Below are 13,561 nucleotides of genomic sequence, written 5' to 3'. Positions count from 1 at the left end.
TCAATGGGTCTTCACGAAGCCAGCATGGAACTGCTGTATCACAGGCCTGATGACTGCCCTGGACCCTATCGAGTGGTTCACAAGCTACCTGTTTTGCCAGAAAGCCTTAAGGATCACATTGAAATTGATAATGTGGTCGCTGATTCTCTGTTGGCCCATCAAGATTTCCTCGACGACATTGGTGAATTAACAGCGCGCGCCCTTTTGCAGGTCCATGGTGCTAACGCCGACTTCGACATGGCTGCGGTAAGGGGAATGGCTGGCCAGATAGCCACATCTCTTGCGGTTGCGATGTTGCGGGGGCAGATGCTCGAGACTGCCATCTCCACTGCGATTGAGCGACTCAACGCCGAAGGTCAGGCCCAGCTGGCGTGCCCTGAATAACCTGGGAAGGGCCTCATTTCTGAGACACAGATGCCCCTTCGCGTAGGCCTTGCTGGTTTGGGTCGTTTCGGCCAGCTGCACGCCAATGTTCTTGCCTCCTTGGCTGATGTGCAGTTAGCGGCTGTGGCGGACCCAGATCCTGTCTGCCTGGCTTTGGTGGCGGATCGTTACCAGGTGCCGGCTTGCCATACCGATGCCATGGCGTTGATCGAAGACGACACTCTGGATGCCGTGATCTTGGCAACGCCGGATGGACAGCACGGTGAACAGGCCCGATTCGCATTGGTTCGGCGTCGCCATCTATTTGTCGAAAAACCGCTTGCACCCAGCTGGCTGGAGGCAAAGGAATTACAGGAGTTGGCGGTTCGATCGGGCCTTGTTCTGCAGACCGGGCTTTTGCTGCGTTATGAGCCCTCCCATCGGCTGCTGCAGCGGCGGGTGAGCGCCGGTGAGTTTGGCGATTTGGTGTCGATCCGTGCCAAACGCAATTGCAGCCGCAGCTCCTTTGCAGCCATTGCCGATCGCATTCACACGGCGCACCGCACCCTGATCCACGACATCGATTTGGTGCTCTGGTTGAGCCAGAGCCGGATCACTTCGGTTATGGCCCTCGACTACCGAGATGGGAATCATCTGGCGCCCCAGGGTTGTTTTGTGCTGCTGCGACTTGCCGATGGCAGCGTGGCCCAGTTGGAGAGCAGCTGGTATCTACCGGACCCGGTTGATGGCACCACCTCTCATCGCAACACACCCCATGGCAACACTTCCCATGGTGGTATCGATGCCGAGCTGGCCCTTTGGCCCGTCATTGGGGGCCGGGTTGGGGGGGCTCTGCGCGACCAATTGGCCGATTTTTGTGCCTGCGTGCGCAATGGTCGACCTTCCCCCGTTGCCGACCTGGACACGGCGGTGGAGGCTCTGCGCATCGCCGAGGCTGTTATCGAGGCTGGCCGCAGCGGCGGCGTGGTGGTTCTTGGCCCGCAGGGAGGCTGAGCCTATGCACCCTTTTCACCCCGGCCCATTAGAAGATCGCGTGCTCCATTTACAAGCTGCATGGTGTTGTGCTCACCGCCCCGATCAGGGTGATGCACTGCCGCCGCTAGCTTCCAGGCACGGCTGACATCGGATTCGCTGATCCGTCCAGAAAGGGGCAAATGCAAGCGCTTCCTTGCCATGATCCCGTCGAGGTCAGGATGCTTTCCCATCGGACCCCAGTCGGCCTTGCTCAGGGTTGGAGAGCGCTTCTTCCCCCCTTTTCGCCTGGTACCGCTGCCGGAGCTTCCTCCCCCAAATCCCTTGCGCTCCATGGGAGGTTCGGTGCTGGGATCGGAGGTTGGTTGGCGTGATTGGTTCCCATCCCTATTTATGGCTACTAACGACATAGGCCGACGGCGCAACTTGGGAATCAACTAGTTCACCCATCATGGCCCCCGATGGCTTTCACACCCGTGTGGTTTACACCCAGCCTACCGAGGAGCTGGGTCAATTTTCCCAATGATTCTTTAGATCGCTACCAGGGTGATGTTCTGTTTTTTCAAAGGTTTTAATAGAAATGTTGATTCAGTTTCTAGACTCAGGGAGTCATCTGCCACAATATCAAATTGCTGAACCAGCCTGATCAGGGTTGTTGTCAGAATGTGCATGGCAAGATGCTGGCCAATACAGGTGTGCTGACCCAGCCCAAAGGGTGTGAATGTCTGTGCTCGCAGTTCTGATTCGAACCGTTCTGGTCTGAAGGATTCTGGACTCTGCCAGTACTCGCTGCTGTTGTGAATTCCGTAAATTGAAAGGTTTAGGGTGTCACCAGGTTTCAGATTTATGCCAGCCATTTCCAAGGGTTTTGTGACTCCTTTTTGAATTGTGGGAATCACTGGGCGCATCCGTAATACCTCACCGATTACATTGTGTACTGCTTTAAGGTGTTCAAAGTCATGGATTGAGGGCCGGTGGTTTCCAAGTTGCGGCCGGATGGCTTCGGCAAGTCTTTGCCAGTGTTGAGGGTGCTTTGCTAGCAGAAGCAGAGTCCAGTCAAGGGTGTAAGAGCTGGTCTGAATTCCTGCCATAAAAAGTGTCTTGACGAGATTTCTATTTTGTCCCTGGCTGAAGGGACAGCGTGATTCCCTCTTCAACTCATCATTGATGTCAAGTAAAAGGCTCTGATCCTGCTGGGGATCCTGTTTTAATGCTGCTTGAACCGGAGCTTCGAGCAGCTTCTCAATCTCTGTTGTGACATGTAGCAAGCTTTTCAGCAGGCGGGCAAAGGGAGAACGGATTTTTGCTTCTGATCCAGGTTGATGGGCTGGCTTGTTCTGTTCGAGGAAAGCATCTAGAAATTGGCTGATGGTTTCACTATTCAAACGTTTGCCAAATAGGACCGTCGAGATTGTGGCTACTGACCAACCTACCGTATCCTCCCCAAGTTGGACTTGCAGTGTTTGATTGCTTGGTAGGTCGTGGCCAATATTCGCATCGATTGAATCGAGGATTTGCTCGTGATACTTGTTGATATTTTTTCGGGTAAATGAGTTGTTAACTGAATCGTGAATTTGCGCCCAGTCGCGACCTTCTTCGGTCAGCAGGCCAGTGCCAAACATGCTATTCAGCTGTTTTTGTTGACGGGAACGGCAAAAAAAATCGTCACGATCGTATTGAATCCATGCTGACAGAAGCGCATCGGCAATCTGCAGGATTTTGTTTCCCAGAACGTTGCTGGCAGCAATCCCGCCGGCCCTGTAGGCCATTTGTGCGATACCAATGGCAGGATTACTGAGAATCGCTCTGCGGTCTATTGGGGTCTCGACAGCACTGCGATCGCTTGGGCAGGAAGTTTCGCTCAAAATTTTCTGACCTCTGTTTTGTTTGCTGTTAGTTTTTGCACAGTTGACGGATGACTCCCTGTAAATAGGTTTCAGGCAGTGTTAGGTGGTTTTCAGCTTCCGGCACAAGAGTGGATAGCTGCTGATTTTCAAACTGCAGGTCATGGGCATTCATGTGCATCCAGCGTTTGTGCGTCGGCTCAAGTCTGAGGAATGCGATCGCTTCCAGAAGACCTGAAGAATGGCTGACCATGGCAGCTTGGCGTAGCCGTTTGTACCAGTCTTCCATCGGCGCCAGTGCCATCGGTTGGCCCATGGCCTTTGCCGCATCCAGCCATGCTCGCCAAGGCAAGGACAAGGGTTGAACAACATGCATCACAGGTGGCACACTAGGCGCCAGGGTTACTGTGGCCACCCAGTCGGCACAGCGATCAACCGGTAGATGGTGCAGGCTGAACTCGTCGTCGAAGCTAGCTTCCAGGTGGAGCACTGCTCGTAGCACCACATCAAGGTAGCCGTGATAGTTGATGGCCAGTCGCGAGGTGGATGCAAGTAGATAGGGGAGTCGAAGCACGGTCACATCCAGGCCTTTGGCTGCAGCCTCAAAACAGCACCGCTCAGCACCCAACTTGCTTCGACCGTAGTGGCTTATCGCCTGGTTTGGTTCATCTTCTATTGGCACTTCTGGCACTGGTTTAGCTGTTGGCCAGCTCAGTCCATTGACAACCGCAAGCGATGAAATATGGACAAAACGCCGCACATTTGCTGATCTGGCGAGATCTAGCAGTGTTGTTGTAGCTTCAACATTCGTGCGCAGCATTTGGTCGGCTGTCGCGGTGAAATTTACGCAGGCACCTGTGTGTACCACGCTGTCAATCCCGGCCATTAATTGCCTGAACTCCCGTTCACCAAGACCGAAATCAGTCTCGGATAGATCTGCAGCAATGACTTCGATCGTATCTATTGCTAGATCAAGCTGATGGGCTTGTGACGCCGCTTGTAGGCGCTGATGAGCCCTGTGCCGATCCTCGGCTCTGACGATGCATGTAAGCTTCTCGATTCCGCGGCTTTGAAGCTCCTTGATTAGGTGGCAGCCAAAGAAGCCATTTGCACCGGTGATAAGCATGCCGGTAGTTGTCATCAGCCTAAGTCCCCATAAATTGAGTAGCCCTGCCAGTTGCAATAGGCCTTAAAGCGGTGGCTATTGGCTCTGTAGACTTCAGCAATCATTGAATCTTCGCTGAGTTCTCTTTGTTTAGTGGCAAGCCTTTCTGGAGCTCTTATCGGCTCTTCCAGCTGCAGCCAGTTGGAAATTCTTTTAAGGCTGCTGTCCGGGTCGGCGCATAGGTCTTCATAGCGTAATCTGATCGATTTGGCTTGCATCTTATCCTCATTTTCGATGTGATACTCGAATGCTTCTGCCAGTGTCAGCAGCATCGTTTTCAGCACATTTCGATCGTAGAGCGAGCGCTTTATGGCCCGACTTTTGATTGGATCTGTGAGGGATTTTGCGTAGACCCGGTCGAGTGTTGCCAGGTATTGGTTGGGCTGTACCCAAAGATTTCGCCATGAGGACACCTGGGAGCGAAAGACGGCAAATGGGTGGCGATGCAAGAACAAAAAGCAGCTGCCTGGGAATTTATTGTCAAGGTTTAGGAAACCGTCGTAGAAATCAACTGGGTTTTTCAGCAGTAGCCAGTCAGCCTGTTGTTTCTGTTTATTCTTGTCCTGGATTAATGCTTGCAGACGATCAAATTGTGTGTTTGAAACTGGACGACGCGTGTAGATGTCGAATGCATTCGCTTCCAGAATCCATCCATATTCTTCAGGTAGATCGATGCCGACGGCGGCCCCATCAAATCCTCTGTTCTCACTCTTTTGGGCAAGTTCTCGCTCGACTTGCTCGCGCTCTAGCACAGTTTCGCCCTGATGTAATTGTTGCCGGATATCCCAGTAGGTAATGCATGCCATTTGGCTCGACGAGCCGAGTAGTTGATGCAGCCAGGTCGTTCCAGAGCGATGGGCTCCCATAAGGAATAGACAATTCATAGTCTCTTTTTCACTTGGTTTTGAGGGATGTTATGGTTTAGTGAATTTGTTTAATCCTAGTGCTTCGCGAGCGTGTGCAGCAAAGCAGGGCTCCTAGTATGCTCAGGATAATTAAGCTAGTAAAAAGGTTGTCTTGGGCCTGTAAAAAGGGTGAAGAACTGATTTTTTGTTCCAGTGTTCCACGCAGCACCGCAGCTGCATAGGAGGTGCCTAGGGCCATTCCCATGAAACTCATCACCCACATTAATCCTGAAGCAGTGCCTATGCGGTTCTGGGGAACTGCATCTAGAGAGGCACTGGTGTTTGGGAAGATGAATAGTCCGGAGCTTGCGCCTAGTAATAGCATTGAAATCATCACCGTAATGCCAAGTATCTGGTTGCTCGCACTGATGTTTTGATGCCCTAATGAGATTAGCCATAGCAGGGCAACTCCACTGCCGATGAAGCCAAGGGTAGTTAGCTTGCGAGCACCAAAGCGGTCGCTTAGATGTCCCGATATTGGGCCAGCCGTTGCCAGGCCTAGGCTCCATGGAAGCATCACCAAGCCACTGTGAAGGGCGCTAAACTTCAAGACTATTTGTGTGAAAAATGGGATCGCGAATAGGCATGCTCCAAGGATTATGCTGTTGAGTAGACGCGTGAATGTGCCACGGGCAAATTCGCCGACAAGGAGGAGTCGAACGTCAATTAACGGCTGCTTCTTACTTCTCTCTAGTTCTATTAGGCTAAGCATAGCAATGCATCCAAGCATTGTTATTGATACAGACGCCGATGAGGGCAGGCGTTCACTAGCAAGGCGTTCTACCCCAATCATTAGGCTTCCTACGGCAATGGCCGCTAGTACAAAGCCACCGATATCAAAATTTTCCAGAGTGCACAGACTATCGTGATCGCCAGTTCTTAGCTGGTCTCGACGTAAAACCAGGCCACCCAAAAATAGTGCGATTACGGCGACAGGAACGTTCAGATAAAATATTGAACGCCAACCAAATGATGATATTAATATCCCTCCTAAGGTCAGGCCAAGGGCAAAGCCAATTGAATAAATGGAACCATTGATTCCTAGGGCAAGTCCATGTTGGCGGAGGGGAAATACCGCTAGTAGGATCACATTGCTGTTGGCGAATAGTGCCGCAGCCCCAATTGCCTGAATGGCTCGCATTGCCACTAGGAACTCGATGTTACCTGCCAGACCACATAGGCCGGAGCCGAGACCGAATAGAAGAAAGCCAATTATAAAAACTTTTTTGCGGCCTAGAATGTCGCTTAGGCGCCCTGCGCCAGGTAATGCTAATGCGACAACCACAAAGAAGGTGGCAATTACCCACTTGGAAGCTTCTACCGAAATATTTAAATCACGGGTTATTGATGGTAGCGCTAAATTGGCTATGGTCGAGTCAATGCCTAATAGCAGTACGCTGAATAAAACTATCGTTAGCGCCCACCACTTGTAGCGGTCAGCCTGGATTTCGTGATTTAGAAATCTGTTTCTGAATTCAACCAGATTAGCCCAGGGCATCAATGCTAATTCTGTTTAGGTTAGGTTAACTCTTTCAGCGTAGCCAGGGGTTCCAGTTCGAATCGCAATAGGGTTCGTTGTTCCCCGTCGATCAGTCTGCTGGCCAACGCTTCGCCCCCTAGGTGTTGATAAATGGGTAGCAGTCGATTTGTGCAGGTGGCATCAGCACTGCGTAGACCTAGGGCTAGGCATTCCTCAGCTGTCAGTTTCATGAATCTCCGTAGCCCCTCTAGGTCCGCGTCTTTGCGTGAAAATAGGGTCAGGATCTCAGCATGGCCAGCAATGGATTCCGGTGGGATAAAACCGAGCTGTGCAGCCTGGTAATCTTCCATCCGCCAGTTTATTGCTGTAGCGGTGTCAACATTGCCATCGGGCGCTCTCAGCAGGAATATGTGCTGGTCTTGATAGGGGATCTTGGTGCGAATCCGACCAGCTACGTCGTCCCAATTCCAGAGCTGACGAATCAATCGGTTGGATTTGGCACGGGAAAAGGCAAGGTAAAAGGCCTCTTCGTAGCGCTGCACTGCCAAGTCATCGAGGTGGTTAAGCCGTTTAATTTCCATGACGCGGACGGAGAAACAGACGGGGGCTAGTGAGCGGTCGCAGTGTGACTTTGGCTACTGGCTTCGGCAAATGGCCATCAACTGGGCTTAGCACAAAGCGTTGAAGCAGCATCGCCAGCAGGCATTGCATTTGGAGAATTGCGTAATGCTTACCAATGCAGGTGTGTGGTCCTATGGCGAAGGGTATGAAGCCAGGATGGCTAACGGAATGATCTGCAAAACGCTCGGGTCTGAATTGATCAGGTTGTTGCCATAGCGCTGGATTGCGATGTAGGCCATATATCGACACAATTGTGATAGTGCCCATTGGAAGTGTGTGCTCGCCCAGTTCTACCTTTCGGTTGGCCTCCCGAACAAGGTTGTATACGGCGGGCCATAGGCGCATGCTCTCCATTAAGGTCTGCTGGCATTGGCTAAGTCGACTTAACTGCCTTGCATCTGGAGCTGCCTTGCCAACAACTTTATCAATTTCATCTCGAAGAGCCTCGCCAATTTCGGGGTGCCGGGCAATTAGGTCGATGGTCCAACTCAGGGTTGTGGTGCTGGTTTCAAAGGCTGCCGCCGCCAGGGTCTTTATTTCATTGAGGCGGCGACGTGAGCTGAGCGGACATCCACCTTCGCTGGAATCTGCAGAGGCCAGGAGGTGCAGAAGGTGTTCGCCATGTACGCCCGTGGCTGGGCCCTCAAGAGATGGCCCTAATATCTCATCAAGTTCTTGTCCAGTTTTGCGTAACTGTGAAGTTAGGGATCCTGGTACCCATGACGGCGTTATCCATGGTCTCCTTAGCAAACGAGCCATATGGTTTAGGGATGAATCAATATTATGAACAAAGCTGCCTAATGTTTCGTCGTCCCATTTCAGGTTGAATAGTGTCTGTGATGAGAGTTTAGCGATTAATGTCTGTAGCAAGGGCAACAGCTCTATCTGTTGTCCGTTGGCAGCACTTATTTGCTCCCAGTTATTCAGTTCCTGCTCGATTACTGCAGCGATGCCGGGAAGGGCTGAGATTATGTTGTCGCGACGAAAGGCTGGTTCCATCCATTGGCGAGCTGGTTCCCATAGTTCACCATCGGTTGTGATGAGACCTTCACCAATGGTTAGTTTTAAGACCCGAGCTGGGCGTCCCCTCTGAAATGCTGATACTTTCTGAATCAGAACCTGGCGAGCCAGATCGGGATCCGCAATCGCTACTGCCTGGCGATTGAAGACCCTAAATCGTGCTAACCCACCTTGGGATAGAGCAATACTGGCCGGAAAGCCATGGGGCGAATTGGCAAATGATTTAGCCTTTCCACCGACAAACTCACCTACGTTTATCACCATTTCTGTACACGGCCCTTTCTATGTTTTATGCGGAAATTTGTCATCAATTCACAAAGATCCTCGCAGGCAGATTCACTTACTGCATTGTATAGCGAAGCTCGCATGCCCCCGATACTGCGATGGCCTTTAAGCCCTTCAAAGCCTTGCTTTGTAGCCTCCTGCAGAAAAATTGGTTCCAACAATTTATCTTCAAGGTTGAAGCAGACATTCATAAGTGAACGGTCGTCTCGGGCCGCACGGCCCATGTAAAAACCATCGCTTTCATCAACCATCCCATAGACTTTCATGGCTTTGCGTTTATTGCATTTCTCCATTGTCCTTAGGCCTCCCACCGTATTTTCCAGCCAGCGCAGTACCAATAGGGTGGCGTAGATAGCAAACGTGGGTGGTGTGTTGAATATTGATTGGTGATCTCGGTGATTACGATAGTCCAGCATTGTTGGCACAGGGCGCTGCAGTCGTTCTAATAGGCTATCCCGAATTAGCACAATTGTCAGTCCGGCAGGACCTAGATTCTTTTGCGCGTGGGCGTAAATAAGGTCGTAATTCTTGATGGCAATCGGGCGGCTCAGGAAATCTGAACTCATGTCACAGATACGAGTTACACCATCAATCCCAGGGATTTGCTGAAACTGCAGCCCCTCCACAGTTTCGTTTGAGACATAGTGAAAGTAGGCTGCTTGCTCATTAAGCTGCAGTTCTTCTGTTCTTGGCAGGCGCCTGAATTCCCATGGCTCCCCATCCCAGGCCAAATTTATTGAGCCAAATAGCCGCGGATCAGCAATTGAGCGCCCACTCCAATATCCCGTTCTTAAATAGTCTGCAGAGCCTTTTGCTGGCAGGAGATTCATCGGAATCATGCCAAATTGCAGGCTGCTACCACCTTGCATTAGAATTACGTTCCAATCTTCCGTTAGGTAAAGAAGATTTCGCAATCGTTCTTCTACTTCTAGTACTACGCTCTCAAACCATTCGCTGCGGTGGCTGATGCCGAGTAACGATACACCTAGCTCAGGTACACTCAGCATCTCGGCGCTTAATTGCTCAAGTACCGTGTCAGGTAGTGCTCCAGGGCCTGCAGAAAAGTTGTGTGAATTCCGATCTAGCACTGATTAAGTCATCTCCTTTTTCAAGGTTACGGTGAGATTGGACTTGTTCATGTGTCTTTGTGCTGAAGCAGGTTTTTGGGCGATAGCGAGTTCGGTTGGCATGAATCTATGTTCTATGCATGGTCTCCCGTGGAGGTTGTTCTCACAGCTTGGTGAGAGCTTCGCTGGCGTGCACCTCTAGGGCCAGCGCGCAGAAACGCTCGATTGCTTCGTCGTTTAGCAGGATGCGGCGCGGGCTGATGCTGGAGTCGAGCTGCCAATGGTGGAGTCGCAGGACCCCGCTCAGACAGCGCAGGCAGCCCAGCTGGAGGTCCCGCCAGGCCTCCTCGAAGCTGTAGTCGCCCACCCCCTGCTCCAACAGGGTTTGGTGCCAGCCTGCCAACAGCTCCTTCAGTCGCCCCCTGCGTTGGGGCATTGGTGTGCTGCCGCCGATCAGGCAGGCCACGTCTATTGCCGCCAGGCTGCGACAGGGTGAACCCCAGTCCACGATTTTTACCCGTGGCCCTGTTCCGATAAGTGTTTCAGGCTTGGCCTGGGGGTTGTCGTCGAATAGCAGGTTGTCGGCCCGCAGGTCGCCGTGCACCAGGGTCCAGGGCCGTTTAGCCAGGGCTTGATCAATTGCCTCGCTGCTTTCGGCGACCGCCCGAATCAGCTCGATGGCCTCCGGCTCAACCCTCAGCTCGTAGTCGTGTAGGAACGGCCCAACTAATTCCGTCAGCTCCCCGGTGGATCCCTGGTACCAGAATTGGTGGGCCGGTAGCCAGGTGTTTTCCAGCAGGCAGTCGTTTTGCCAGAAGCGGCCATGCAGGGCGGCCATCGCCGCAAGGGCGGCGGCGGTTTCATCGGTCCGCATGCCGCGCACCTGGTTGCCAGCCCTCAGGGCGGAGAGGTCTTCCAGCAGGAGCCAGCTCATGCCTTCATGGCCCCCGTGGCTAGATGCCTGCAGGCGGGGCACCGTGGCCTCCAGCCCGGCGGCCAGATTTCCGTAGAAACTCGTTTCCTTTTCAAAGGCGCCCAGATCCTTCGCCAGCTGGCGCATTGCCGGATCGTCGCTTTCAGTTTTTAGGATCAATGATGCCGGCAGGTTGGCGCCCGGCTGGACGTCCAATTCCAGCCGTAGGGTGCGTGAAACGAGCCCAAGGCCCTCACCCAGGGGCTCTGATCGCACCCCAAGCACCGTTTGCCCCAACACCTGGCTGAGCCAGGCGGGTTTTGTCATTGACTCAAGGTTCAACCCAGCCATCTCTTGAATGCAGCCATTCTTAGGTATCCCTGCGGCCATGTTGGCTGGCTGGAGAGAAGGTTAGTTGACTATGATATTTCGAAATTACTATTGAGATCTTCACCATGCTGACCGGCACTGAAGGTGATCACCCCATCCATCGGGAATGGATGCAGCAGGCGCCTACTGCCGTGCATGTTGGAGCTAATGAAACTCCTTTTGTTGATATCGGTGCTGGCAATTTATTGCGGGTGTTGCAGGTATTTCCCTCTGAGAATGTTTGGATCACGGAGAATATTTTTCAGAAAGGCTTTGAAAGCCCGATGCATATGCACACCGGCAGCGTATGGGGGCACACCTTTTCTGGCTCCTGGAAGTATCTCGAGTCTGATTTCGTAAACCGTGCCGGTTCATTCCTCTTTGAGCCTGCCTCCTCTGTGCATACCCTCCACATCCTGGAGGACAACACCCACGTTCGCTGGCACATTCATGGAGCGAACCTAAACGTAGATGCTGAGGGCTCTATTGCCAGTATCGTCTTTGGTAAATCTCGCCTCGATACCTACTTAAAGCTATGCGAAGAACAGGGTTTAGGAAAGCCGCCGGTGCTGGTGCTCTGAGCGTTTTAAAAGACCGCGGCAGCATCCCGCGTTGGCTCAGGAATGTTCTTGTGGTTTTGCTGCAACTGGCTGGGCTTGTTGCCATCAATCAAATAGCAATTGTCCTTACCCAGTATCTGGCCCTGCCCCTTCCTTCCAATTTAGTTGGGATGCTGCTGCTGGCCCTATTTCTACTAACGGGTCTGGTTAGGGAGTCGTGGCTGGCGCGGGCGGCAGGCCTATTACAGCGCCATCTCGCATTCTTTTTCGTACCTATCGCGGTCGGGCTGATGGCCTACGGCAGCCTTCTCCGTCAGCACGGTGTTGTCCTGTTGTTAGTGATTCTGGTGAGTACGGCTGCGGGGATTGCCACGTCTGGTTGGATCGCTTCCAGCCCCCGTGGGCCGGCCCAACCGACGGTGGCGCCATGACAGTCACCCTTTTAGATATGGCAATCACGGTGGCTGCCTATGCCATCAGCCGCCTAATCAACCGTCGCTTTCCATTTCCCTTCACGGTTCCGGTGCTGTTGAGCACCCTGCTGGTGATGGGGGCGATCACCCTCACCGGCGGCGGCCTGGCTGGCTACCGAGGTGCTAGCGATGCCATTACCTGGTGGCTGGGGCCGGCCATTGTTTCCTTGGCTGTGCCCTTGTATTGCCATCGCCAGGTGCTGATCGACCATGGCCCCCGCGTTTTGGCCGCAGTTGGGGGTGGTACTGCAGTGGCGATGGTCACGGCCTTGGTGCTCTCCCGTCTGTTGGGCCTGGATATGGCTCTCCAGGGAGCGCTGGTTCTAAAAACTGCCACTGCCCCGATCGGCATTGCCCTGGCCAGTCGGGTCGGCGCCGATGCTCCAATAGTGGCTGGCATGGTGGTGGCCTCAGCCCTGACGGGAACGATCATTGGCCCCGCCCTACTGACACGCCTAGGCGTAACCAACCCCCTCGGCCGTGGGATGGCCTTGGGCACAATTTCCAGCGGCCAAGGAGTTGCTGCTGCATTCCGAGAAGGCGACCTTACGGGTGCTACTGCCACCGTTGCGATGGCCCTGGCCGCCCTGGCGGTAGCCCTGCTGGCCATGCCCCTGGCGACCTGGCTGGCGACCTGATCTACCCCCTCCCCGGTGCTGTAACTGCCAGCAAAGATGGAGCCGAACTAGTCAACTGATGCTTGCCATCGGCATCGGCATGCGCATGGCCGCAGGCGGCCATCCCAACAGCATGGCGACGAGCTCCAGCACCAGGGTGCCAAGCAATAGCCGGTAGATCCACACCCGGGCATTGGCGCTCAGGGCCAGGGAGGCGCCAAGCCACCCTCCCAGTGAACTGCCAACCATCAGTGGCAGCCCTGCCGCCCAGTTCACCGCGCCGCTGCTGATGAACACTGCCAACGAAACCACAGTGGCGGCAAAGATCAGCACCGCTTTGACAGGGTTGGCCTGCTTCAGGGTCAGGCCTCCCACCAGCACAAGGCTCATCAATAGATAGGTCGCCGCATCGAGCACGATCAGGCCGGTCCACAGGCCCACCCCGGCAGACAGCAACAGAAGCCAAGGGCTTGGGTTTTGGCTGGTGTTGCCGGGATCCCCATCCCGCATCCAGCTATGGGGCCTAAGCAGCAATAGCACCAGTGCCAAGGCGATGGCGACGTGCACCAGCACCCTGATTTCGCCCATCGGCAGGATCGTGGCCAGCCTGGCCCCTACCAGCGCACTCAACGCAAAGCACGGCAACAGCCGCATGCACAGCCGCCAGGGAATCGCCTTGCTTTTGTGAAAACGCCAGATTGCAGTTCCAAAGCCCACGAGCACCGGCAGTCGGTTGGTGCCATTTGCCACGGCCGGCGGCAGCCCCAGGGCCAATAGCAATGGCAGGGTGATGGCTGCCCCGCTGGAGGCGACCGCATTGAGGAAGCCGCACAGCACACCGGCAACCAGCAGCAGGATCCAGTTCGTCAAGGCAGGAGAAGGTTTG

The 13,561-nt window shown here is 53.7% G+C and carries 15 protein-coding genes; 5 read left to right on the top strand and 10 right to left on the bottom strand.

What is annotated here, in order from left to right; translation table 11 throughout:
- Window positions 1-24 precede the first annotated feature (24 nt).
- Both KBY58_RS05995 and KBY58_RS05990 read left to right on the top strand, forming a co-directional pair.
- Complete coding sequence (locus KBY58_RS05995; RefSeq protein WP_254933572.1) at window positions 25-384, top strand: hypothetical protein; 360 nt, start codon at window positions 25-27, stop codon at window positions 382-384.
- 30 nt (window positions 385-414) lie between these two features.
- Window positions 415-1,377 carry a Gfo/Idh/MocA family protein gene (locus KBY58_RS05990; protein WP_254933571.1) on the top strand — a complete coding sequence of 321 codons (963 nt, stop codon included), beginning with the start codon at window positions 415-417 and terminating at the stop codon, window positions 1,375-1,377.
- A 2-nt stretch (window positions 1,378-1,379) separates the two neighbouring features.
- On the opposite strand, the gene KBY58_RS05985 is transcribed toward KBY58_RS05990, so the two are convergent.
- From KBY58_RS05985 to KBY58_RS05945, 9 genes are all read right to left on the bottom strand, one after another.
- The gene (locus KBY58_RS05985; RefSeq protein ID WP_255003426.1) at window positions 1,380-1,589 is read right to left on the bottom strand and encodes a hypothetical protein; all 210 of its coding nucleotides are present in this window, start codon (window positions 1,587-1,589) and stop codon (window positions 1,380-1,382) included.
- A 297-nt stretch (window positions 1,590-1,886) separates the two neighbouring features.
- Complete coding sequence (locus KBY58_RS05980) at window positions 1,887-3,221, bottom strand: cytochrome P450 (RefSeq protein WP_255003425.1); 1,335 nt, start codon at window positions 3,219-3,221, stop codon at window positions 1,887-1,889.
- 28 nt (window positions 3,222-3,249) lie between these two features.
- Window positions 3,250-4,341, bottom strand: coding sequence for an SDR family oxidoreductase (locus tag KBY58_RS05975; RefSeq protein ID WP_255003424.1), 1,092 nt, complete (start codon window positions 4,339-4,341; stop codon window positions 3,250-3,252).
- Window positions 4,341-5,231: a sulfotransferase gene (locus tag KBY58_RS05970; protein ID WP_255003423.1), complete on the bottom strand. Its 891-nt coding sequence runs from the start codon at window positions 5,229-5,231 to the stop codon at window positions 4,341-4,343. The genes KBY58_RS05975 and KBY58_RS05970 overlap by 1 nt, the downstream gene beginning before the upstream one ends.
- A gap of 55 nt (window positions 5,232-5,286) precedes the next feature.
- Window positions 5,287-6,768, bottom strand: coding sequence for an MFS transporter (locus KBY58_RS05965; protein WP_255003422.1), 1,482 nt, complete (start codon window positions 6,766-6,768; stop codon window positions 5,287-5,289).
- Between the two features lie 20 nt (window positions 6,769-6,788).
- Window positions 6,789-7,331, bottom strand: coding sequence for a hypothetical protein (locus KBY58_RS05960; protein WP_255003421.1), 543 nt, complete (start codon window positions 7,329-7,331; stop codon window positions 6,789-6,791).
- Window positions 7,321-8,655, bottom strand: a complete 1,335-nt coding sequence (locus KBY58_RS05955) for a cytochrome P450 (protein WP_255003420.1) — start codon at window positions 8,653-8,655, stop codon at window positions 7,321-7,323. Before KBY58_RS05955 ends, KBY58_RS05960 begins: the two co-directional genes overlap by 11 nt.
- A complete protein-coding gene (gene serC / locus KBY58_RS05950) occupies window positions 8,649-9,764 on the bottom strand; it encodes a 3-phosphoserine/phosphohydroxythreonine transaminase (protein ID WP_255003419.1) in 1,116 nt (371 codons plus the stop codon). Before serC ends, KBY58_RS05955 begins: the two co-directional genes overlap by 7 nt.
- 142 nt (window positions 9,765-9,906) lie before the next feature.
- Window positions 9,907-10,983 (bottom strand): ecdysteroid 22-kinase family protein, encoded by a 1,077-nt coding sequence (locus KBY58_RS05945; RefSeq protein ID WP_254933569.1) that lies wholly within the window; start codon window positions 10,981-10,983, stop codon window positions 9,907-9,909.
- A gap of 128 nt (window positions 10,984-11,111) precedes the next feature.
- Here KBY58_RS05945 and KBY58_RS05940 point away from each other — a divergent pair, with 128 nt between their 5' ends.
- Genes KBY58_RS05940 through KBY58_RS05930 form a run of 3 tightly spaced genes read left to right on the top strand, consistent with a single transcriptional unit; the run spans window position 11,112 to window position 12,696 of the window.
- The gene (locus KBY58_RS05940) at window positions 11,112-11,606 is read left to right on the top strand and encodes a 2,4'-dihydroxyacetophenone dioxygenase family protein (protein ID WP_254933568.1); all 495 of its coding nucleotides are present in this window, start codon (window positions 11,112-11,114) and stop codon (window positions 11,604-11,606) included.
- A 56-nt stretch (window positions 11,607-11,662) separates the two neighbouring features.
- Window positions 11,663-12,016, top strand: coding sequence for a CidA/LrgA family protein (locus KBY58_RS05935; protein WP_255003418.1), 354 nt, complete (start codon window positions 11,663-11,665; stop codon window positions 12,014-12,016).
- The gene (locus KBY58_RS05930) at window positions 12,013-12,696 is read left to right on the top strand and encodes an LrgB family protein (protein WP_254933567.1); all 684 of its coding nucleotides are present in this window, start codon (window positions 12,013-12,015) and stop codon (window positions 12,694-12,696) included. The genes KBY58_RS05935 and KBY58_RS05930 overlap by 4 nt, the downstream gene beginning before the upstream one ends.
- 51 nt (window positions 12,697-12,747) lie before the next feature.
- On the opposite strand, the gene KBY58_RS05925 is transcribed toward KBY58_RS05930, so the two are convergent.
- Window positions 12,748-13,561: sulfite exporter TauE/SafE family protein (locus tag KBY58_RS05925; RefSeq protein ID WP_255003417.1), on the bottom strand; the 814-nt coding region annotated here is incomplete at its 5' end.

It is taken from the genome of Cyanobium sp. HWJ4-Hawea (genome assembly GCF_024345815.1).
GTDB lineage: Bacteria > Cyanobacteriota > Cyanobacteriia > PCC-6307 > Cyanobiaceae > Cyanobium_A.
Note: the sequence above shows the minus strand (reverse complement) of the source record. Positions and strands in the feature narration are given on the sequence as shown.

Bases quoted from the DNA above. Each gene is read 5' to 3' on its own strand.
- KBY58_RS05975 (WP_255003424.1), bottom strand. From the start codon at position 4,341: ATGACAACTACCGGCATGCTTATCACCGGTGCAAATGGCTTCTTTGGC.
- KBY58_RS05930 (WP_254933567.1), top strand. From the start codon at position 12,013: ATGACAGTCACCCTTTTAGATATGGCAATCACGGTGGCTGCCTATGCC.
- KBY58_RS05940 (WP_254933568.1), top strand. From the start codon at position 11,112: ATGCTGACCGGCACTGAAGGTGATCACCCCATCCATCGGGAATGGATG.
- KBY58_RS05985 (WP_255003426.1), bottom strand. From the start codon at position 1,589: ATGGGAAAGCATCCTGACCTCGACGGGATCATGGCAAGGAAGCGCTTG.
- KBY58_RS05970 (WP_255003423.1), bottom strand. From the start codon at position 5,231: ATGGGAGCCCATCGCTCTGGAACGACCTGGCTGCATCAACTACTCGGC.
- KBY58_RS05960 (WP_255003421.1), bottom strand. From the start codon at position 7,331: ATGGAAATTAAACGGCTTAACCACCTCGATGACTTGGCAGTGCAGCGC.
- KBY58_RS05945 (WP_254933569.1), bottom strand. From the start codon at position 10,983: ATGACAAAACCCGCCTGGCTCAGCCAGGTGTTGGGGCAAACGGTGCTT.
- KBY58_RS05995 (WP_254933572.1), top strand. From the start codon at position 25: ATGGAACTGCTGTATCACAGGCCTGATGACTGCCCTGGACCCTATCGA.
- KBY58_RS05990 (WP_254933571.1), top strand. From the start codon at position 415: ATGCCCCTTCGCGTAGGCCTTGCTGGTTTGGGTCGTTTCGGCCAGCTG.
- KBY58_RS05955 (WP_255003420.1), bottom strand. From the start codon at position 8,655: ATGGTGATAAACGTAGGTGAGTTTGTCGGTGGAAAGGCTAAATCATTT.
- KBY58_RS05965 (WP_255003422.1), bottom strand. From the start codon at position 6,768: ATGCCCTGGGCTAATCTGGTTGAATTCAGAAACAGATTTCTAAATCAC.